This is a genomic window from Pseudoxanthomonas sp. PXM02, from assembly GCF_014851805.1.
Taxonomy (GTDB): domain Bacteria; phylum Pseudomonadota; class Gammaproteobacteria; order Xanthomonadales; family Xanthomonadaceae; genus Pseudoxanthomonas_A.
Genome location: NZ_JACVAK010000001.1, coordinates 1,406,876 through 1,428,240 on the forward strand (window position 1 = coordinate 1,406,876; position 21,365 = coordinate 1,428,240).

At 67.2% G+C, this 21,365-nt stretch carries 18 protein-coding genes; 3 read left to right on the forward strand and 15 right to left on the reverse strand.

Annotated elements, in window-relative coordinates:
- Positions 1–41: 41 nt before the first annotated feature.
- The 13 genes from tkt to IB225_RS06880 form a co-directional block, all read right to left on the reverse strand.
- The gene (gene tkt / locus IB225_RS06820; RefSeq protein ID WP_192310427.1) at positions 42–2,039 is read right to left on the reverse strand and encodes a transketolase; all 1,998 of its coding nucleotides are present in this window, start codon (positions 2,037–2,039) and stop codon (positions 42–44) included.
- A 100-nt stretch (positions 2,040–2,139) separates the two neighbouring features.
- Positions 2,140–3,453: a dicarboxylate/amino acid:cation symporter gene (locus IB225_RS06825; protein WP_192310428.1), complete on the reverse strand. Its 1,314-nt coding sequence runs from the start codon at positions 3,451–3,453 to the stop codon at positions 2,140–2,142.
- Between the two features lie 118 nt (positions 3,454–3,571).
- Complete coding sequence (locus IB225_RS06830) at positions 3,572–5,236, reverse strand: BatD family protein (RefSeq protein WP_192310429.1); 1,665 nt, start codon at positions 5,234–5,236, stop codon at positions 3,572–3,574.
- Positions 5,233–6,987, reverse strand: coding sequence for a VWA domain-containing protein (locus IB225_RS06835; RefSeq protein ID WP_192310430.1), 1,755 nt, complete (start codon positions 6,985–6,987; stop codon positions 5,233–5,235). Before IB225_RS06835 ends, IB225_RS06830 begins: the two co-directional genes overlap by 4 nt.
- On the reverse strand, positions 6,984–8,006 hold the full coding sequence (locus IB225_RS06840; protein WP_192310431.1) for a VWA domain-containing protein: 1,023 nt from the start codon (positions 8,004–8,006) through the stop codon (positions 6,984–6,986). Before IB225_RS06840 ends, IB225_RS06835 begins: the two co-directional genes overlap by 4 nt.
- Positions 8,003–8,455, reverse strand: a complete 453-nt coding sequence (locus IB225_RS06845; protein WP_192310876.1) for a DUF4381 domain-containing protein — start codon at positions 8,453–8,455, stop codon at positions 8,003–8,005. The genes IB225_RS06840 and IB225_RS06845 overlap by 4 nt, the downstream gene beginning before the upstream one ends.
- Before the next feature lie 2 nt (positions 8,456–8,457).
- Positions 8,458–9,354 carry a DUF58 domain-containing protein gene (locus tag IB225_RS06850; RefSeq protein ID WP_192310432.1) on the reverse strand — a complete coding sequence of 299 codons (897 nt, stop codon included), beginning with the start codon at positions 9,352–9,354 and terminating at the stop codon, positions 8,458–8,460.
- A gap of 18 nt (positions 9,355–9,372) precedes the next feature.
- Positions 9,373–10,362, reverse strand: a complete 990-nt coding sequence (locus tag IB225_RS06855; protein ID WP_192310433.1) for a MoxR family ATPase — start codon at positions 10,360–10,362, stop codon at positions 9,373–9,375.
- 167 nt (positions 10,363–10,529) lie between these two features.
- Entirely contained in the window at positions 10,530–12,455 is a 1,926-nt protein-coding gene (locus IB225_RS06860; RefSeq protein ID WP_192310434.1) for a type IV pilus secretin PilQ family protein, read from the reverse strand.
- Between the two features lie 14 nt (positions 12,456–12,469).
- A complete protein-coding gene (locus tag IB225_RS06865; RefSeq protein ID WP_192310435.1) occupies positions 12,470–12,994 on the reverse strand; it encodes a pilus assembly protein PilP in 525 nt (174 codons plus the stop codon).
- Complete coding sequence (gene pilO, locus IB225_RS06870) at positions 12,991–13,686, reverse strand: type 4a pilus biogenesis protein PilO (protein ID WP_192310436.1); 696 nt, start codon at positions 13,684–13,686, stop codon at positions 12,991–12,993. The genes IB225_RS06865 and pilO overlap by 4 nt, the downstream gene beginning before the upstream one ends.
- Entirely contained in the window at positions 13,683–14,423 is a 741-nt protein-coding gene (locus IB225_RS06875; RefSeq protein WP_192310437.1) for a PilN domain-containing protein, read from the reverse strand. The genes pilO and IB225_RS06875 overlap by 4 nt, the downstream gene beginning before the upstream one ends.
- Positions 14,423–15,481 carry a pilus assembly protein PilM gene (locus tag IB225_RS06880; RefSeq protein WP_345776577.1) on the reverse strand — a complete coding sequence of 353 codons (1,059 nt, stop codon included), beginning with the start codon at positions 15,479–15,481 and terminating at the stop codon, positions 14,423–14,425. Before IB225_RS06880 ends, IB225_RS06875 begins: the two co-directional genes overlap by 1 nt.
- A gap of 216 nt (positions 15,482–15,697) precedes the next feature.
- Here IB225_RS06880 and IB225_RS06885 point away from each other — a divergent pair, with 216 nt between their 5' ends.
- A complete protein-coding gene (locus IB225_RS06885; protein ID WP_192310438.1) occupies positions 15,698–18,118 on the forward strand; it encodes a penicillin-binding protein 1A in 2,421 nt (806 codons plus the stop codon).
- A gap of 104 nt (positions 18,119–18,222) precedes the next feature.
- Complete coding sequence (locus IB225_RS06890) at positions 18,223–18,879, forward strand: hypothetical protein (protein WP_192310439.1); 657 nt, start codon at positions 18,223–18,225, stop codon at positions 18,877–18,879.
- 9 nt (positions 18,880–18,888) lie between these two features.
- Here IB225_RS06890 and IB225_RS06895 read toward each other — a convergent pair whose 3' ends face one another.
- Positions 18,889–19,293 (reverse strand): Lrp/AsnC family transcriptional regulator, encoded by a 405-nt coding sequence (locus tag IB225_RS06895; RefSeq protein WP_192310440.1) that lies wholly within the window; start codon positions 19,291–19,293, stop codon positions 18,889–18,891.
- A 105-nt stretch (positions 19,294–19,398) separates the two neighbouring features.
- Here IB225_RS06895 and IB225_RS06900 point away from each other — a divergent pair, with 105 nt between their 5' ends.
- Positions 19,399–19,899, forward strand: a complete 501-nt coding sequence (locus tag IB225_RS06900; RefSeq protein ID WP_192310441.1) for an isochorismatase family protein — start codon at positions 19,399–19,401, stop codon at positions 19,897–19,899.
- 53 nt (positions 19,900–19,952) lie between these two features.
- Here IB225_RS06900 and IB225_RS06905 read toward each other — a convergent pair whose 3' ends face one another.
- Entirely contained in the window at positions 19,953–21,242 is a 1,290-nt protein-coding gene (locus IB225_RS06905; RefSeq protein ID WP_192310442.1) for a citrate synthase, read from the reverse strand.
- Positions 21,243–21,365 lie beyond the last annotated feature (123 nt).

Sequence of the window (21,365 nt, forward strand, 5' to 3'; positions counted from 1 at the left end):
AATGCCCGGCTTTTTCATTTACTGGTTGACGACAGATCGCCTCAAAGCGACTTCGCCGCTTCGACCACCGCCTCGGCGGTGATGCCGAAGTGCTTGTACAGCGCGTCGGCCGGCGCGGAGGCGCCGAAGCTCGTCATGCCGATCACCGCGCCGTCCAGACCCACGTACTTGCCCCAGAAGTCGGCGATCGCCGCTTCGATCGCGACGCGCTTGCGAACGGCCTTCGGCAGCACCGCTTCGCGATACGCCGCGTCCTGGCGATCGAACACGTCGGTCGACGGCATCGACACCACGCGCGTCTTGATGCCCTGCCCATCGAGCGTGGCCTTCGCCTGCGTGGCGAGGCCGACTTCCGAACCGGTCGCGATCAGGATGACGTCCGGCGTGCCGTCGGCATCGGCCAGCACGTAGCCGCCGCGTGCGATCTCGCCCACCTGCGCGTCGGTGCGCGGCTGGTGCGGCAGGTTCTGGCGCGAGAAGACCAGGCAGCTCGGGCCGTCCTGGCGGACGATGGCCTGCTTCCACGCCACGGCCGATTCCACCGCATCGCACGGGCGCCACACGTCGTTGTTCGGGATGTAACGCAGCGAGGCGAGGTGCTCGACCGGCTGGTGGGTCGGGCCGTCTTCGCCCAGGCCGATGGAGTCGTGCGTGTACACGTGGATGGCATGCGCCGGGATCAGCGCGCTCATGCGCACGCCGTTGCGCGCGTAGTCGCTGAACACTAGGAAGGTGGCATCGAACGGCACGAAGCCGCCGTGCAGCGCCAGGCCATTGGCGATCGCGGTCATGCCGAACTCGCGCACGCCGTAGTACACGTAGTTGGCGTTCGGGTCGGTGGTGGAGACCGACTTGCTGGCCTTCCACAGCGTCAGGTTGGAGTGCGCCAGGTCGGCCGAACCACCGACCAGTTCCGGCAGCAGCGGCGCGAACGCTTCAATGGCGTTCTGCGAGGCCTTGCGCGAGGCGATGACCGGGCCTTCGGCCTGCACCTTGGCGATGTAGGCATCGGCCTGTGCGGCGAAGTCGGCGGGCAGCTCGCCCGACGCGCGGCGCTGCAGTTCCGCGGCCTGTTCCGGGAACTGCGCGGTATAGGCGTCGAGCAGCGCATTCCAGTCGGCTTCCAGCGCCTTGCCGGCGTCGACCTTGTTCCAGCCGGCGTAGATGTCGGCGGGGACTTCGAACGGACCGTACGGCCATTCCAGCGCGGCGCGCGTGGCCTCCAGTTCGTCCTTGCCCAGCGGCGCGCCGTGGCTGGATTCCTTGCCGGCCTTGTTCGGCGAACCGAAACCGATCGTGGTGCGGCAGCAGATCAGCGTCGGCTTGTCGGTGGCCTTCAGCGCGGTGTCGATGGCGGTCTTGATCTCGACCGGGTCGTGGCCGTTGACGTTACGCACCACTTGCCAGCCGTAAGCCTCGAAGCGGGCCGGCGTGTCGTCGGTGAACCAGCCGTCGGTGTTGCCGTCGATGGAAATCTTGTTGTCGTCCCAGAAGCAGACCAGCTTGCCCAGGCCCCAGGTGCCAGCAAGCGACGCTGCTTCGTGCGACACGCCTTCCATCAGGCAGCCGTCGCCCATGAAGACGAAGGTGCGGTGGTCAATCAGCTCATGGCCTTCGCGGTTGAAGCGCTGTGCCAGCAGCTTCTCGGCGAGCGCGAAACCGACGGCGTTGGCGAAGCCCTGACCGAGCGGACCGGTGGTGGTCTCGACGCCCGGCGTCTCGTGGCGCTCGGGGTGACCGGCGGTCTTGCTGTGCAGCTGGCGGAAGTTCTTCAGCTCCTGCAGCGGCAGGTCGTACCCGGCCAGGTGCAGCAGCGCGTACTGCAGCATCGAGCCGTGGCCATTCGACAGGATGAAGCGGTCGCGGTTGAACCAGTGCGGGTTCGACGGGCTGTGGCGGTAGTAGTCGTTCCACAGCACTTCGGCGATGTCGGCCATGCCCATGGGCATGCCGGGATGGCCGGAATTGGCGGCCTGCACCGCGTCGGCGGCGAGGAAACGGATGGCGTTGGCGAGCTGGCGGCGGGTGGGCGTCGTCATGGGAATCGGGGCAGAGGGGGCGGCGCCCGGCGGGCTGCGGGCCGCCCATTGTCCCACCCCCCGCCCGCCCTGTCGCGGTTGCGGGACCCCGGCCGGGGTGTTAGCCCGGCTGGCCCGGCAGCTTCACGTCGGCACGCTCGCCCTTGGCCACCAGCGAGGCCAGGGTCAGGTCGCCGGTGACGTTCAGCGTGGTGCGGCACATGTCGAGGAAGTGGTTCACGCCCAGGATCAGGCCGATACCGATGGGATTCACGCCCACCATCGCGCAGATCAGCGCCACCACCGGCAGCGAGCCGGACGGCACGCCGGCCGTGCCGATGCCGCCCAGGATGCAGACCAGCATCACCATGAACTGCTGGCCCAGCGACAGGTCCACGCCGAAGAACTGCGCCAGGAAGATCACCGTCACGCCCTCGAACAGCGCGGTGCCGTTCTGGTTGGCGGTCGCACCCACGGTCAGCACGAAGCGCGAGACCGTGCGCGGCAGGCCCAGCTTCTCGTCGGCCACGCGCAGCGCGGTGGGCAGCGTCGCATTGCTCGACGCGGTGGAGAACGCCATCACCATCGCTTCCTGCGCGCCGCGGAAGAACTTCAGCGGCGAATAGCCCGCCAGCTTCAGCGCTATCGAATAACTGACGAACTGGTGCAGCGCCAGCGCAAGCACCACCACGAACACGTACTGGCCCAGCCGCACCAGCAGGTCGAAGCCGAAGATCGCCGCCAGGTTGAACATGAAGCAGGCCACCGCGTACGGCGCCAGGCGGATCACCAGGCCGATCAGCGTCATCGAGATCTCGAACACGCCTTCGATGCCGCGCTTGAGGATGCCGGTGTTTTCCGACGGCGTCAGCACCAGGCCGATGCCGAACATCACCGCGAAGAACATCAGCGACAGGATGGCCGCATTGCTGGAGGCCGCGCCGATCACGTTGTCCGGCACGATCGACAGCAGCATGTCCATGCCGGTCGGCTGCGTGCCGACGCTGGCAACGATTTCCTTGGTGCGCTCCGCGTTCTCGGCGATCAGCTGCTGCGCCAGCGCAGGATCCACGCCGACACCCGGCTTGAACAGGTTGACCAGCACCAGGCCGAGCAGCACGGCGACCGCCGACAGCACGATGGTGTACGCGAGCGTCTTCCAGCCGATCCGGCCCAGCGCGCGGATGTCGCCCATCTCTGCGATGCCGCAGACCAGCGCCGAGAACAGCAGCGGCACGATCAGCATGAAGATCAGGTTGAGGAAGATCTTGCTGAACGGCGTGGTGACGTACTTCGTCACCTGGTCGACCCACGCCGCGTCGCCCTGTCCCGTCGCATGGACGATGAGTCCCACCAGCAGGCCGACACCGAAACCGATGGCCATCTTCCAGTGCAACGGGAGCTTGGCGCGGGTGGCGGGCGTGGCGTCGGTCATCGGCGGGTCCTGCGGAGACAAAGTCGGGAGCTTAGCAAACCGGGCATGACGTCCCGTCCCTGCAGGGAGGGCACGGCATGGCCGGCCAAGGGGAAGACGAACGTGGGCCCGGCTTCCCTTATCGCGGATACAGCGGCGGCAAGGGCTCGTCCCTCTGCACTACGCTTGTGACTCGCCACTGCGGCCCTCCCCGGAAGGCCTCGCGCAGTGCCACACGGGCCTGCGCCGGATCACCACCCGCCCAGCGCGCACGGCGCAACAGGTCCACGGCGGTGCGCTGCGCCGGCTGGGCGAGACGACGCTGCAGGTCGTCGAGATCGATGGCCACTGGCCGCGCCATGCCGCAGAGCACGGCTTCGATGTCGTCGAGATCGCCGGCATCCAGCACGCGCTTGAGATCGGACGCCGTATGCGTCAACGCATGCGGGACGTCGGCAGGCGCGTGACGCGAGCGGCCGGCCTGCGGGGCACCCTGCCGTCGCGACAAGCCCCATACCAGCGTCGCCAGCCAGAGTAGGGCGAAACCGGCGGCCAGCGACGGCCACAGATGCGCGGGTACGCTGCGTCCACCCGCGAGCGGGATGACACCGTCATCGGTCGCGTCCTGCCGGGCCGGCGTCGCGTCATCTTTCGCCAGCGGGCGCGATGGCTGACCGCTCCCCGCAACGACCGGGATCGACAACGTCGTGAGTGATGCACGCTTCGCCGCACCGGCACGGACATCCCACCACCCCATCGCCACGCCGGGTACGGTGAGCGTGCCCGGCTGTGACGGCACGATCGAATAGCGACGCGTCAACTTCACCTGCGGCGTGCCGCCGGTGAAGGTCTCGTCGTACTGGGGCGGTTCCGCGAACACCTGCGCCCCCGGCACCACCGGCGCCGGCAGCTCGGGCAACTGCGCCTGCGTCGCACCGACGACCGTGGTCTCGATCGCGAAGGTGGCCGCTTCGCCCGTGCGCATCTGCTCGGGCACGGCGGTGTAGCGCAGGCGCAGGTCGCGCACAGGCAGCCAGGGCTGCGGTGCGTTCGCGGGTTGCGGCCGAACCTGCAACGTGCGCGGCGTGCCGGTGATGTTGACCTCGCCGCTGTTGCCGCCCAGCAGGTCATCCATCCAGCCGCCCGCGCCGCGCCCGCTGAAGCGCGCGCCGGGCAGGGCCAGCGGACCGCTGCGTTCGGGCACCAGCAGGAAGCGGCGCTCGGCGGTGTTGTAGCGGCGCCCATTGATCTCGCGGCTCGACTGCACGATCTCGCCGACCCGTTGCAGCAGCGCGCCATCCGGTGGATCCAGGTCGAGCTGGCCGGACACCAGCGGCGTGGCGTAGAACAGGCGCACCGTAACGCCGACCGACTGCTGCACGTAAGGGGTTTCGTCGTCGACTTCGGTTTCCACGAACACCAGCCCGTTGGACGCCGCGCTTGCCGTCGGCGTCGCGCTGACGTCGAGCACCAGCGGGACCGTGCGGTCAGCACCCACCTGCAGCGCGGGGATCGCCAGCGTGCCGGCACGCCGCGGACGCAAGGTCAGCGCGAAAGTCATGCTGCTGCTCATGCGTCCGTTCACCAGTCGCACGCTGCGACTGTCCGACTGGCCTTCCACTTCGAAGTCGCGCATCAGTGGCGTGACGTCGGGGGTGGCGGACACCGCATCGGTCTCCACGTTCAACGTCACCGCCTGGCCGAGCGTCACCTGCGTCTGTTCCAGCCATGCACGCGTCGCCGCCAGCGACGACAACGGCAGCGCCAGCAGCAGGCACAGCAGCAGTCCCATCCGATACTTCATCGTCCTTCCCTCTGCCGGCGTTCCTGTTCAAGCTGGAATTTCGCCTTGAGCAGCGAGCCGGGTTCGTCCGGCACGCGCTTCAGCCACGCCTCCACCGCCTGCCGGCGCTCGCGCTGCTCGGCGGTTTCGGCCTGCACGGCCGGCTTGCCCTGCGTTTCGTTCCCCGCCCGCTGCTCATTGCCGCGTGCCATCGCCTCACGCATGCGTTCCCGTTGTGCGGCGTCGGCCGCGGACTGCGCAGCGGCATCCGGGGTGGCCGGCGATGGCGTTCCCGTCGACGGGGGTTTCCCCTGCGACGGCGCTTTGCCGGGATCGCGCGGTGCCGGCTCGCCGTCCGCCGGCGACGGCGATGCGTTCTTCTGGTCACCGGGATCGGATTTCTGCCCGCCCTGCGAGCCGCTGGACGCGTTCTTCCCATCGCCCTGTTGCCCGGCCTTGCCCTGCCCGCCCCCGGACGACGGCGGCCGCTTGCGCGCCGCATCGACGGCAGCGCGGTTCGCCACCGCATCCGGCATGCCGGGACGTGCGCGCAGCGCGCGATCGTAGGCTGCAATGGCATCGTCGTAGCGCTGCTGTTTGGCCAGCGCATTGCCCAGGTTGTACCAACCGTCGGCAGTGTTGACGCCAGTGAAGGCTTCTTCGGCCGCCGCGAAGTCGCCCTGCCGGTACGCATCGGCTCCGCGGACAACGCGCGCATGCTCGGCCTGGTCCGCTCGCTGCCACCAGTCGATGCCGGCCGCGGATGCCGGTGAGGCCATGGGAAGCCACAGAGCGCCCACCAGCACGAGCGCTGCGCCGCGACGGAACCCGAGCAGCGCAAGAACCATCAGCGGAATCAGCAACCAGTAGCCTTCGTCGCGCCAGGCCTTGCCGCCGCCAGTGGACGTCGCGCTTCCCGTCGTAGATTGCGGAGACGACACACCCAGCGACGCGAGATCGCCGTTGTCGCCGGTCAGCGCGTGATAGCGACCACCGCCCGCCACCGCCAGCCCGCGCAACGATGCGGCATCCAGCGACGCGCGTGCGATCACGCCGTCACCGCCGCGATAGGCGGCGCCAGCTGCGGTACCCACTCCCAGCGCCGACACCGCGTAGCCTTGCGTGCGTGCTTTCGCTGCGGCCGTCACCGCGGCCGCGTCCGCACGGTCGGTGAGGACGAGAATGTCGCCGCCTCGCGCGTCCGCCTGCGTCAGCAGCTGCGCCGCCCACGCGATGCCGCGATCCGTGCGCTGCCCATCCACCGGCATGATGTCGGGCGCCAGGTCATCAAGGAACACGCGGATGTTCGCCGTGTCGTCGGTCAATGGCGTGACGGTGAATGCGTCCTCGGCGTACGCCACCAGCGCGACCGGGCTGCCGGCGCGCGCCTCGAGCACCTGCGCCAGCTTCGCGCGTGCCTGCAGCAGTCGCGAAGGCGGCAGATCGCTGGCGGTGGTGCGGCTCGACAAGTCCAGCACCACGACCAACGGTCGAGTGACCTGCCAGAGCGGCTGCTCGGCCTGCCTCCAACTGGGACCTGCCAGCGCGAGTACGGCGAGAACATAGGCGATCACCGCAGCGGCGAGGCCCATGCGCGCCTCCGCGCCTCCGCGAACCAGCAGATGCGGCAACAGGTGCGCGTCCACATGGCCGCGCCATGCGCTGCGCCGTTGCCGCTGCGCGCGCCATGCCCATGCCAGCACGGGCAGCGCGGCCAGTGACCACAACCAGTGCGGGCGCAGGAAGTGCAGGGCCTGCCAATCCAGGCTCATGCGCGCCTCCGCGGCAGCACGAACGCCAGCAACGACACCAGCACCGCACCGGCCAGCGGCCATGCGTAGCGCTCGATGCGGGGACGCACCGCCTTGCCCGGTTGCTCCACCGGCTCCAGCCGGTCCAGTTCGGCATAGATGCCGGCGAGTTCGCCGGTATCGCGTGCGCGGTAGAAGCGGCCTCCGGTCTGCGCGGCGACATCGCGCAGGGTGGCTTCGTCGATGGCTTCCGGCGAACTGCTCGGCATCGGCAACGGGATGCCGAACAGACTCATGCCTCCGTCTCCGCCGAAGGCGATGGTGTGGATGCGCACGCGCTCTTCCTTCGCCAGTTCCGCCGCTTTCTGCGGCGTCAGCACGCCGGCGGAATTGACGCCGTCGGTCAGCAGGATCAGGACGCGCTGGCCGTCTTCCTGCGTGCGCAACCGGCGCACTGCCAGCGCGATGGCATCGCCGATGGCGGTCTCGCGCCCGGCCAACCCGGCCACGGCATCGCGTAACTGATCCCGCACGGTGCGCAGATCGCGGGTCAGCGGCGTCATCGCATACGCACGCTGGCCGAACACCAGCAGACCAACCCGGTCGCCATCACGACGATCGAGGAAATCCGCCAGCACAGCCTTGGCCGCAGTCAGGCGATCGACGACCGCACCGCCAAGTTCCATATCGGGTTCGGTCATGCTGCCGGACAGATCCACCGCCAGCATCAGGTCGCGCCCACTCACGGGCGGCGTCACCGCATCGCCGAACTGCTGCGGCCGTGCAGCGGCCGCGCACAGCAGGAACCAGGCGAGCCATGCGAGCGCGGCGGCGCGACGCGGCAACCCGCGCCCTCCACGTTGCGCAATGGCCTGCATCGACGAGCCGTACGGCACCTTCAGCGCGTCCGCCTGCGTGCGCGTTGCCGGCAGCAACCATCGCACCAGCCACGGCAGGGGGAATGCGAGCCAGGTCCACGGCCACGCGAAGCCTGCATAGCCGTCCTGCAACCATTGCAGCGTGGGCAGCGAGAAATTCATCGCACGCCCGCCATCAGTTCGAGGAAACGGACGCGCGCGACGGCCGCGGCGGCGGCGAGTTCTTTGGGTGGAACGTCGCGGCGATAGCCGCCCTCAAGCAGCAGGCGACCCGGGCCTTGCGAGAATGCATGACCACGCTTGCCATCCAGGAACTGCAGCCACGCTTCGCCTTGCAGCCGGTCGGCTGCCGGATCGAGACGACGCGCGGCGCGGCGCAGGCGCTCGGACATCGCTGCCACCTGTTCCGCAGCGGAGGGCGCGTCCTCCGTGGCATCGAACCAGCGCTGCCATGTGCGATGCCGGCGGCGAACGACGAATCGCCACGTCCCGACCCCGGCGACCAGCAGCACGATGACGAAGAAGACCAGCCACCACCCCGGTGCGGGCGGCCACCACGAGGGCGAGACCGGCACATGTACGTCGCGCAGCACCAGCGTCGCCATGTACATCCTCATGCCACCTGCGGTTGCGCGCGACCCAGGGCGACAAGCCACGCATCGCTGGGCGCATCGGTGGACAGCGTGCGTACCTGCACGCCACGCGCGGGCAAACGCTCCAGCGCGCGTTCGAGCGGCTGCTGGAACTCGGCGCGCCACGCCTCGCGCTGGGCGTCACTGGCGAGATCCAGATCGACGCGCTGGCTGCCCACGACGAACGGCAGGCGCTGTGCCGGGGGGGCCGTCTCCAGCGGATCGGTCAACAGCAGGACGATGACGTCATGGTGCGCCGCGAGCGCAGGCCAGCGTGATTCGGGAATCGACATCAGGCTGTGGGGATCGGCGAGCACCAGCAGTCGCGAGCCAGGCCGCAGCACGCGCGCGGCATGATCGAGAGCAAATGCCAGACCGAGATCATCCGACGGTGGCGCCGTATACCAGCGCACCAGCGCATCCAGCACGCGCAATGCGCCGCGTGTGCCGGATGCGGGCGGGACCGGGGCCTCCATCGCGCTGCCACGCAGCGTGGCAAGGCGATCGCCTTCGCGGACGGCCTGCCACGCGGCAACGGCGCCTGCTCGTGCCGCCTGCACCGACTTGAAACGCGTACGCGTGCCGAAGTACAGCAGCGGCGATGTATCGGCGACGATCAACGTCAACCTTTCGCGCTCGGCCTGGAACAGTTTGGTATGCGTGCGTCCGCTGCGCGCCGTCAGGCGCCAGTCGATGTGGCGGACGTCGTCGCCCGCCACGTATTCGCGCGACTCCGCGTATTCCATGCCACGTCCGCGCAACGGCGACGCGGACGGACCGGTGACCGAGTGGCGGCCACGGCGTGCAGGCGGTCGGCGTTGCGCGTTGGCGCGCAGCGCGATCAGTTCCGTCAGGGTAGGAGTGATGCCTTCGCTCATGGACCGGCGCAACCGGGTTCAGGGCAGCGGGACCACGTCGAGCAGCGCTTTCACCAGGCGATCGCCATCCCAGCCTTCCGCCGTGGCTTCGTAGCTGGGCAGCACGCGATGGCGCAGCACGTCGGGCGCGATGGCGCGGACATCATCAGGGGTGACATAGTCGCGCCCCGCAAGCCAGGCCCGCGCACGCGCACAACGTTCCAGCGCGATGGAGCCGCGCGGACTCGCGCCCCACGCGATGCGTCGCGCGAGCGCCGCGTCGTAACGCGACGCATCGCGCGACGCGAGCACCAGTTCGATCAGGTAGCGTTCCAGCGCCGGCGCCAGGTGCAGGTCCAGCACCTGCCTGCGCGCTTCGAAGACATCTTCCAGCGGCATCCGCCCGATGGCAGCGGGCGCGGACTGCATCTGCTCGCGCGCACGATCGCGCGCCAGGCGCAGGATGTCGGCCTCGGCAGCCGCTTCGGGATAGCCGATCTTCACGTGCATCAGGAACCGGTCGAGCTGGGCTTCGGGCAACGGGAACGTGCCCTCCTGCTCGATCGGATTCTGCGTCGCCATCACCAGGAACAGCGCCGGCAGCGGATAGGTATGGCGGCCCACCGTCACCTGCCGCTCGCCCATCGCCTCGAGCAGCGCCGACTGCACCTTGGCCGGTGCGCGGTTGATCTCGTCCGCCAGCAGCAGCGGATGGAAGATGGGGCCCGCCTGGAACTCGAACCTCCCGTCCTGCGGTCGCCATACCTCGGTGCCGGTCAGGTCCGCCGGCAGCAGGTCGGGCGTGAACTGGACACGTGCGAAGTCCGCCTGCAACCGCGACGCCAATGCGCGGATGGCCGTGGTCTTGGCCAGCCCTGGTGCTCCTTCGACCAGCAGGTGGCCGTCGGCCAGCAGGGCGATCAGCAGCCGCTCGACAAGGGCAGCCTGCCCGACGATGGTCTGTGACAGGTCCTCTCGCAGCGCGGCGAAGCGGTCGAACAGGGAGGCGGCTGACGACGGGAGATCCATGGGCGTCCGGAGGGTGCGGGGTGCGCGTGGGACCGCCAGTGTGCCACGCAGGTTCCCGCCCTCCCCGTGAGGAACGGCATGGGTTCAGCGGGAGTTCGCACCAGAGCCGCAAATGAAGACGGGCCGCAAAGCGGCCCGTCGTCTGCATCTACGCTGGATGTCGGCGATCAGCGCTTGTTGACCGACAGCACCTTCGGGGTGATGAAGATCAGCAGCTCGGCCTTCTGCTTGCTGCGACCCTTCTTCTTGAACAGATTGCCAAGGAAGGGGATGTCGCCCAGGAACGGCACCTTGGCCACGCTGCTGCGATCGGTGAACTCGTATACGCCGCCGATCACGACCGTCTGGCCGTCTTCCACCAGCACGGCGGTGTTGATCTCGCGCTTGTCCAGCTCCGGCACGGCGCCGTAGCCTTCCAGCGTGATGTAACGGTTCACCTCGTCCTTCTTGACGTTGAGGTTCAGGAAAACGCGGTTGTCGTTGGTGATGGTCGGCATGACCTTCATTTCCAGCAACGCTTCCTTGAACTGCACGTTCGGCGTAGCGACGCCACCCTGGCCTGCGGTGATGGTCACGTAGCCGACTTCCTTGCCCTGCCGGATCACGCCTTCACGCTGGTTGGCAGTGACCAGGCGCGGATTGGAGATCACCTCGCCACGACCTTCTTCCTGCATCGCCGACAGCTCGATGTCCAAGTCGAAGTTGCGGCCCAGCAGCGTGTAGGCGATCGCACCGGCGGTGGCCTGGGTGAAGCCACCGGCGGGCAGGTTGACGTTCAGATCGCGCGGCAGGACACGGTCGTCACCGTTGCCGGTGTTGACGTTGTCGGTGACGTTGCCGCCGATGATCTGCGTGCGGTCGCCGGAGCGGCGGGCGTTGATGCCGAAACGTGCGCCAAGGTCCCGCGCGAAGGTATCGGTGGCGATCACGATGCGGCCTTCGATCAGCACCTGGTCGACCGGGCGGTCGATCCGCGAGATCAGCTCGCGCATCTGCGCGACCTTCTTCGGGATGTCGCTGATCATCAGCATGTTGGTGCGCTCGTCGGCGACGATGCGGCCACGCTGCGACAGGAACCCATTCTCCTGGTCGCGGCCACCGCCACCGCCGCCACCGCCGCCGCTGTTGCCCTGGTTGCCGATGCCCTTGGCTTCAGTCAGTGCCTTGAAGATCGCGGCAGCGCTGTGATAATTGATCTGGACGTAGTCGGTGACCATGTCCTCGCGATTCTCGATCGCGATGCGGGCGTCTTCCTTGTCCTGCTCGAACTTGGCCAGTTCGGGCTGCGGAGCCACCCAGATGACCGCGCCGTCGCGACGCTTGTCCAGGCCCTTGGCGCGCAGCACGATGTCCAGCGCCTGGTCCCACGGCACGTTGACCAGGCGCAGGGTGACGTTGCCCTGCACGGTGTCGGACGCCACGATGTTGAGGTTCGACTCTTCGGCGATCAGCTGCAGCACCGTGCGCACCGGCACGTCCTGGAAGTTGAACGTCACCGGGCGGCCGCTGTAGCGGCGCGCTTCGGAAGCGATCCTCTGCGCAGCGGCCACCACGGCCGAGGCACTGGTAGCGGCCGGGGCGCTCGCGTCACCCATCGCCTTCTGGCCGGCACGCGGCACGATCTCGACCACGTACTCGTTGCCGGACTGGTAGGCCAGCGACTCGAAGTCGCCGCGCGTGCTGAGCACCAGCTGGGTGCCGACACCCTTGCTCTGCGCATCGACGCGCTGCACCGGCGTGGCGAAGTCGACCACGTTGAGCGGACGCTGCAGCGAGGCCGGCAGCGTGGCATTGCCCACGCTCACCACGACGCTGTCGCCCTGGTTGCGCAGGTCAGGCGCGGCGCCCTGGCCATCGAACTTGATGATCAGGCGACCGGCGCCGTCTTCCCCTCGGCGAAAGTCGATGTTGGAAACCGACACGGCCGATGCGGGCTGGGTGACGGTCGCGGGGGACGCCGCGTGCGTCGTCGGAGTGACGGCGCCCACAGTGCTGGCCGCAGCAAGCAGGCCGATGGCCAGCCCCAGAGAGCAGAGCCGGAAGGTGGCCAGGCGCCGGGACGGCCGCAGGCGGTAGGCATTCGTAGCGGTCATCGTGTATCCCCCAATCATTGATCTTCAAGCGCAAGCGATGCCGGCCGTTCCAGCCAGCCACCCGCGCCATCCGGCACTAGTTCGACAAGTTCCACGCCATCTTCGCGGACCGAGGTGACCCGGCCGTCGCTCTGGCCCAGGTAGTTCCCCGGACGTACCCGGTAGGTGACCTTGTCGGGCCCCATCACCAGTGCCACCAGACCTGCCCCCTTACCGATCGTACCGACCATGTCCAGGCTGTCCAGCGGGTACTGCTCCAGTGTTTCCTTGCGCCGGTTCGGATCAGGCCGCAGCCCGCCCGCGTCGGCGTTACTCCACGCATTGCTGAAGGGATCCCGCAACGTCTGCGCGGCGTACTCGAAGGTCTCGAACTGCTGCATCACGGGCAGCGGCTCGAGCGGCGGCGCGGGACGCGCACGCACGTCCTCCACCCACTTCTCCAGGTTCGGCGCGTCACCCGGCGTGCTGGTGATGCCGCGGGCGCAACCCGACGTCACGACGACGGCGAGGATCATCCAATGCCACTTGCTGCGCATCATGGGGCTCCTCCCGATGCGGGCGCCTTCTTCTTGCCACGGCCCTCCGCCTTGGCCGCTTCTGCAGCCGCGGCCTCCTGTTCGGCCACTTCGGTCTCATCGAGGTAGCGATAGGTCTTCACCGTGCCGGACAGCTCCAGCGCGCCGCGGTTGATACCGCCCTTGCCTTCCTTCGGCTGCAACGAGATGTCATGCATGGTCAGGATGACCACCCGCGGCAGCGAAGCGACACCGCTGACGAAGGCACCGAACTGGTGGTAGTTGCCCACCATGCGCAGCTGGATCGGCTTCTCGGCGTAGAACTCCTTCAGCGTTTCCGGCTCGGGCTGGAACAGTTCGTTGGTCAGGCCGCTGGAGAGCGCGGTCTGCGAAATGTCGATGATCAGGTCCGGCATCTCGGTCTTGCTGGGCAGCTGGCGCAGCATCTGCTGTAGCACCTGCTCCATCTGGGCAAGCTGCTGCTTCAGCGGTTCGAGGTTGGCAGCCTTGGCCTGTTCCTTCTCGAAATCCTGGCGCAGGCGTACTTCTTCCTGCTCCAGCGAGTCCAGCGTCTGCGTCTTGCCCCGCACGAGGACGAAGTACGCGAGGGCCAGGATGAAGATCACCAGCACCACGCAGAAACCGATCTTGGCGTTCTTCGGCCAGCCGCCGATGTTGTTGAAGTCCAGGTTCTTGAGCGACGTCTTCTGGCTCATGAGTTGCTCCCGGAAGCCGGAGTGCTGCTTGCCGGTGCCGCCGGTGCGGGTGCCGCCGGTGCGGGCGTGGAAGGCTGCCCTTCCAGGGGTGTCGGTGTCGCGGCGGGCGCTGCCGGATCAGCCGGGGTTGCGCCTTCGGCAGCGGTTTCGGCTTCCTGCTCGGCGGTCGGATTGGCCAACCTCACCTGCAAGGTGAACACGTAGGGCAGCGCGCTACCGGCGCCGGTGTTGGTCAGCGTTTTGACCTCTTCCGGCTTGGCTTCGATGATCGACAACTCGGGCTTGGTCATCCAGCCGGAGGTCTCAAGATTGCGCATGTAGGCGCTGACGCGGGCGTTGGACTGCGCGCGGCCCTGCAGGGTCAGCACTTCGCCATCCTGCTTGATGTTCGCCAGCATTACGCCATCGGGGATCGTGCGGACCAACGAGTCGAACAGATGCACCATCTGCGAGCGGTTGGCCTGCAGCTTCTCGATGACATCCTTGCGGGCGAGCAGGCGGCGCTTCTGCTCGTCGAGCTTCTCGATTTCCTTGTTCTGCGCCTGGACCTTGGCGATCTCGTCCTTCAGGAAATTGTTGCGCTCGGTCTGGCCGGACACCTGGAGATCGAAGTGGAGCCAGAGCAGGAATGACAGCGCAAGACCGGTGGCCGCCGCCACGCCCAGCATGAGGTAGAACTCGCGCTGGCGCTGCACACGGCGTTCGGAACGCCATGGAAGTAGGTTGATTCTTGCCATCAGTCGAAGCTCCTCAAAGCCAGGCCGGTGGCGATCATCAGCGCGGGGGCATCCTGCGCCAGCGCATGCGCCTGCACGCGCGGGCCGAGGGTCATCTGCGCCAGCGGGTTGGCGACCACGGTCGGCACGCCCAGCTGTTCTTCCACCATCTCGGGCAGGCCGGGCAACGCCGCGCAACCGCCGGCCAGCACGATCTGGTCGACGCGGTTGAACTCGCTGCCGGCATAGAAGAACTGGAGCAGACGGCTGATCTGCTGGACGGTGGCTTCCTTGAACGGCTCCAGCACTTCGACTTCGTAGCTTTCCGGCAGCCCGCCCTGACGCTTGGCCAGGCCGGCCTCTTCATACGTCAGCCCGTAGCGGCGCATCACTTCGTCGGTGAGCTGCTTGCCCCCGAACACCTGTTCGCGGCTGTAAAGGCTGCGGCCGCGCCGCAACACATTGAGCGTCGTCATGGTGGCGCCGATGTCGACCAGGGCCACCACGCCGTCCTGCGGAATCGGCAGGTCGGTGGCCATCAGGGCGAAGGCGTTCTCCACCGCGAAGGCTTCCACGTCCATGACCTTAGCGGTCAGGCCGCCGAGTTCCAGCGCCGACTGGCGCAGCTCCACGTTTTCGGAGCGGGACGCGGCGAGGAGGACCTGCACCATCTCCGGGTTGTTGGGCATCGGGCCCAGCACCTCGAAGTCGATGTTCACTTCCTCGATGGGATACGGAATGTAGTTGACGGCCTCGAGTTCGACCTGGGCTTCCAGATCGCTCTCGTCAAGGTCGGCAGGCATGGGGATGATCTTGGTGATCACCGCCGACCCCGCTACAGCGGCTGCCGCATGCTTGGCCTTGCTGCCGGCGCGGTTGACCGCGCGGCGGATGGCCTCGCCGACGGCCTCGACCTCGACGATGTTCTTCTCGACCACGGCATTCGGCGGCAGCGGCTCGACGGCGTAGTGTTCAACCCGGTAACGGTTGCCCACGCGCGACAGCTGCAGCAGTTTCACCGCAGTCGAACTGATGTCGACGCCGATCAGCGGCGACTGGCTTTTTGGGATTAGCCCCACGGTCTTTCCCCTTCCGACGGGCACTGGGCGCACGACTGGCGCCGCCATTAATAACTAACTTTTTACGCTTGGCAACCGCCGATGACGTGGCTGTGCGGCTTGTCACGTTTCACGAGGGTTGTTCCCCAAGTCCCTGTTCCCCATGGAATCACCTGTGGCGATCCCGGCGGTCATCTATACTCTGCCGCTACGAATTCTGCAATCGGAAAGCACTGGATGTCCCGGTTCCGTCGTCTTCTCCGTTGGACCCTCATCACGTTCCTGATACTTGCCCTGGCTGGCGCCGTTGGCCTGGGGGTTCTTTATTACACGGTCTCGTCCAAGGTCCCGGACGTCCAGTCCCTGCGGAACGTCGAGCTGCAGGAACCCCTCTACATCTATGCCAGCGACGGCCGGCTGATGGGCCTGTACGGCGAGATCCGCCGCTACCCCGTCCAGATCGACAAGGTTCCGGCCCGGGTCAAGCAGGCCTTCGTGGCGGCCGAGGACAGCAAGTTCTACGAGCACAACGGCATCGACCCGACCGGCATCGCCCGCGCCGTCTGGCAGATCGTCAGCCGCAAGGAAGGGCGCGTGGCCGGTGGCAGCACGATCACCCAGCAGGTCGCCCGGCAGTGGTTCCTCAGCTCCGAGTACAGCTACACCCGCAAGCTGGTGGAAATGATGCTGGCGATGCGCATCGAGAACATGCTGACGAAGGACGAGATCCTGGAGCTGTACCTCAACAAGAGCTTCTTCGGTAACCGGTCCTACGGTGTGGCGGCCGCAGCCGAGTACTACTACGGCAAGACGCTGGACCAGCTGACCCTGGCCGAGACCGCCACCCTGGTCAGCGCACTGAAGTTCCCCTCCAGCGGCAATCCGATCAGCAATCCCGGTCGCAACCAGCAGCGCAGTGCCTATGTCGTCGAGCGCATGCGCGAGGACGGCTACGTCAGTGCCGCGGAAGCTGCCCAGGCCAAGGCAGAACCGATGCACGCCAAGCCGCATGAGCGGCCGATCGAGGTCTACGCCCCGTATGTGGCCGAGATGGTCCGCCAGGAGATGATCGCGCGCTTCGGCGCCGAAGCCCTGACCAAGGGTTACCACGTGGTCACGACTCTGGATGCCACCTTGCAGACCGCGGCCAACGACGCCGTCCGTGACGGCCTGGGCCTGTACGACCACCGCCATGGCTGGAACGGCGTGGAGCAGCATTTCGACGTGGCTGCCGATGCGGATGCAACGGCCCTGGCGACCCACCTGCGGGGCATTCCCGCGCAGAACGGCCTGCTCCCGGTGGTCGTCGCACGCGTTGCCGACGATGGCAGTGCGACCGTGGTGATGGCGGATGGCAAGGAAATCACCCTGCCGGTCGCTGCCAGCAAGTGGACCGGTCGCACCCCCGCCAAGCTGCTCAAGCGCGGCGACCTGACCCGGATCAAGGCCGGCAAGGAAGAAGGCAGCTACGTGATCGACCAGGTGCCGCGCGCGCAAGCCGCGCTGGTCTCGCTCGACGCGAACACCGGCGCGGTGCGCGCACTGGTCGGCGGCTACAGCTTCGCGGGCAACAAGTTCAACCGCGCCACGCAGGCGCGCCGCCAGCCGGGCTCCAGCTTCAAACCCTTCCTGTATGCCGCTTCGTTCGAAAAGGGCTTCAACCCGGCCTCGATCGTGCTGGATGCGCCGGTCGTGTTCCGCGACCGCCGCGGCCACATGTGGCGGCCCCAGAACGACGGTGGTGGCTTCCGTGGCCCGATGCGGCTGCGCGAGGCGCTGGTGCAGTCGCGCAACCTGGTGTCGGTCCGCCTGCTCGACGGCATCGGCGTGCCGTTCGCGCGCACCTACATCAGCCAGTTCGGCTTTGACGAGGCCGAACTGCCGCCCAATCTGTCGATGTCGCTGGGCACGGCCTCGCTCACGCCCCTGTCGGTCGCCCGCGGCTACGCGGTGTTCGCCAACGGCGGCTCGCGCGTGACACCCTGGTTCATCGACCAGGTGAAGGACCGCGAAGGCAACGTGGTGTTCAAGGAGAACCCGGCTGTCGCCTGCCGCGGCTGCGGCGCAGGCCAGTTCGGCGCCAGCACGCCGGCCTCGCAGGTGGTGGATGGATTCAACTTCGGCCCCGCCGAAGCGGCCAAGCCGGCGACGGCGGCCTCGACGCCCAAGGTCGAAGAAAAGCCGGTCGACCCGAACACGGTGACCGCACCGCGCGCGATCGACGAGCGCACGGCCTACCAGCTGGTCTCGATGATGCGCGATGTGGTCCAGCGCGGCACCGGCACGGCGGCCAAGGTGCTGGGGCGTGAAGATGTCGGTGGCAAGACCGGCTCGACCAACGACCACCGCGACGCCTGGTTCGGCGGCTTCGGCGGCACCTACGCCACCGTGGTGTGGGTGGGTCGCGACAACTTCCAGTCGCTGGGCTATCGCGAGTATGGCGGCAAGGCGGCGCTGCCGATCTGGATCGACTACATGCGTGCGGCCCTGAAGGACACGCCGGTCGCACAGAACGATCCCCCGGAAGGCATGGTGCAGGCCACGCTCAACGGCGTCACCGAGTGGGTGAAGGTCGAGGACATGGAGCGCATCCAGGACTACGACCTGTATGGCCCCGAGGATGCCGTTCCCGACGAGGAAGCCTTCGACATCTTCTGACCGCAGGCGGCCTGAAACCCTTTCATGACGGCGCCAGGGCGCCGTCATGGACGCGTCAGGGACATGGTGTACATTCGCGGTCAGTTTCGACGCGGAGGCTCACCATGCACCACGCCCGTCAGCACGCCGAAACCCGTACCCGCGAGCGCCGCCAGCGACTGGCGCACGAAGCCGCCCGGCTGATGGCCGAAGGCGGCATCCGCGACTTCCATCAGGCCAAGCTAAAGGCCGCCAGCCGGCTGGGCATCCACGACGATGCCTCCCTGCCCCGCAATCGCGAGATCGAGGATGCGCTGCGTGAGTACCAGCGCCTGTTCGCCGGCGAATCCCACGCAACCCGCCTGCGGCAGCGACGCGAAGCGGCGTTACGTGCAATGGAGTTCCTGTCCGGATTCTCCCCGCGCCTGGTCGGACCGGTGCTCGAGGGCACGGCGGATGCCAACACCCCCGTCCACATGCACGTCCACAGTGACGATCCGGACGCCATCACCCGCTTCCTTGAGGAGCACCGCATTCCTGCCGAGTCGCGTGAGCGGCGGCTGCGCATCGATCGCGAGCGCGTGGCCGACCTGCCGGTCTGGGTGTTCAGTGCCGAGGACCTGGGCTTCGACCTGACCGTGTTGCCGCACGACGCGTTGCGCCAGGCCCCGCTATCCAGCGTCGACGAGAAGCCGATGAAACGGGCCTCCGCTGCGCAGCTCCGGCAGCTGCTCGCCGAAGAAGACATCGCAAGCTACGAACTGGATACCGCGCGTCGCTGAGGCAGTGCCTTAAGGCTTCACGCGCCGCATTTCGCTCGCCACCTTGTAGCGCCCGTAGCGCAGCAGCGACTGCGTGAACGCATCGAGGCCAGCCTCGCTATCGCACGCCAGGGTCACCTGGTAGCACCCTTCACCGGCGGTCTTGCTGGCGCTTTCCACGTCCGCATGGGCCTGCAGGAATGTTTCGAACGCGTCGAACTGCGGCGTGTCCATGAAGACCGTGATGAAGTAGCGCCGCAGGTCGCCACGCACCACCGTGAAGCCTCGGATCGTGCCGCCGTCGACCATCTGCTGTACGCGCATGGCGACCGCCTGGCCGGTCAGGTGCACCTGGCGCCCCACCGCCTGCCACGTCATGCGCGCATCGCGTGCCAGAGCCGCCAGGATGGTGCGGTCCATCTTGTCCAAGGGCATGTCTTTCGATCCTCAAGGAAAACGGTGCGGCTTCTTGCGGACTGCAATTACCGCTGGCAAGGCCCGTCACTACGGTGTCGTACCCCTTCCTTCCCAAGGTACCCCATGACCACCGCCCTGCTCGTCATCGACGTACAGAACGACTATTTCCCCGGCGGTGCGCTCCCGCTGTGGAACGCCGACGCCACCCTCGATGCCATCGTCGCGGCCATCGGCCGGGCCCGCTCACGTGGCGAACACGTCATGCTGGTCCAGCACATCGCCGCAGCCGCAGACAGTCCGCTGTTCCAGGCGGGCACCGACGGCGTCGCCCTCCATGCCCGGATCATTTCCGCTGCGCCTGATGCTCCCGTGGTGGTGAAACGGCATACCGACAGCTTCCACCAGACCGATCTTTCCCGCGAACTGGACCGACTAGGCACCACCGACCTGCGGCTCGCCGGCATGATGACGCAGAACTGCGTGGTCTTCACGGCGCTATCGCCCGCAGCGGCCCGCTATCGGGTCAGCGTGCTATCCGACTGCACGACCACCACGGACGGAATGATCCACGGGTTCGCCCTGCATGCCTTGACGACTCGTGTGGCGGTGCAACCTGACGCCTGATGCAGCCAAAGAAAAAGGCCCCTTGCGGGGCCTTTTTCTTGTTGCTCGCGATATCAGCGCTTGTCGTTCGGCACGTAGTCGCGCGGCGCGTAGCCGGTGTAGATCTGGCGCGGACGACCGATCTTCGCTTCCGGATCGACCTGCTGCTCCAGCCAGTGCGACACCCAGCCGGCGGTGCGGCCGATGGCGAACATGACGGTGAACATTTCGGTCGGGATCTTCAGCGCCTTGTAGATGATGCCGCTGTAGAAGTCGACGTTCGGGTACAGCTTGCGCTGGATGAAGTACTCGTCCTTCAGCGCCGCCTCTTCCAGTCGCATCGCCACTTCCAGCAGCGGATCGTCCACGCCCAGTTCGCCCAGCACCTTGTGGGTCATCTCGCGGATGATCTTGGCGCGCGGATCGAAGTTCTTGTAGACGCGGTGGCCAAAGCCCATCAGGCGGAAGCCCGATTCCTTGTCCTTGGCCTTGGCGACGGCAGACGCGACGTTCTTCGCATCGCCGATCTCTTCCAGCATCTTCAAAACGGCTTCGTTGGCGCCGCCGTGTGCAGGACCCCACAGGGCGGTGATACCCGCGGCCACCGAGGCGTACGGGTTCGCACCCGTCGAACCGACCAGGCGCACCGTCGAGGTCGACGCGTTCTGCTCGTGGTCGGCGTGCAGGATGAACAGCAGGTCCAGCGCCTTGGCGACGACCGGGTTCAGCTCCAGCGGCTCGCTCGGCACTTCGAACATCATGTGCAGGAAGCGGTCGACGTAGTCGAGGTTGTTGCGCGGATAGCGGATCGGCCAGCCGATCGAGTAGCGGTACGCGGCGGCGGCCAGCGTCGGCATCTTGGCCAGCAGGCGGATGGCGGCCAGGCGGCGCTGCTCGGGGTCTTCCAGGTCCAGCGTGTCGTGGTAGAACGCCGACAGCGAGGCGACCGTGCCGGCCAGCATGGCCATCGGGTGCGCGTCGTAGTGGAAACCGTGCAGGAAGTTCTTCAACGACTCATGCATCATCGTGTGATGCGTGACTTCGTGCTCGAACTTGGCGAATTCGGCCGGGGTCGGCAGCTCGCCGTTCATCAGCAGGTACGAGACTTCCAGGAAGTTCGAGTGCTGCGCCAGCTGTTCGATCGGGTAGCCGCGATACAGCAGTACGCCGTTGTCGCCATCGATGTAGGTGATGGCCGACTTGCAGCTGGCCGTGGCGGTGAAACCGGAGTCGTAGGTGAAAAGACCCGTTTCCTTGGTCAGCTTGGAAATGTCGACGCAGTCGTTGCCAAGCGTGGGTTTCAGGACTGGCAGGACGACGGATTTGTCGCCGGCATTCAGCGTGACCTGGTCAAGTTCGGACACAGTGTGCGCTCCTTCGTGGGGTAACGCCGGCCAGAGGTCCGGTCGGCGCGTGACGGGAGTCCAGGGAGTGAACCTTGGATGAGCCGAATTATCGCATAGCGGGTCTGGAGCCGTCGCTCGATA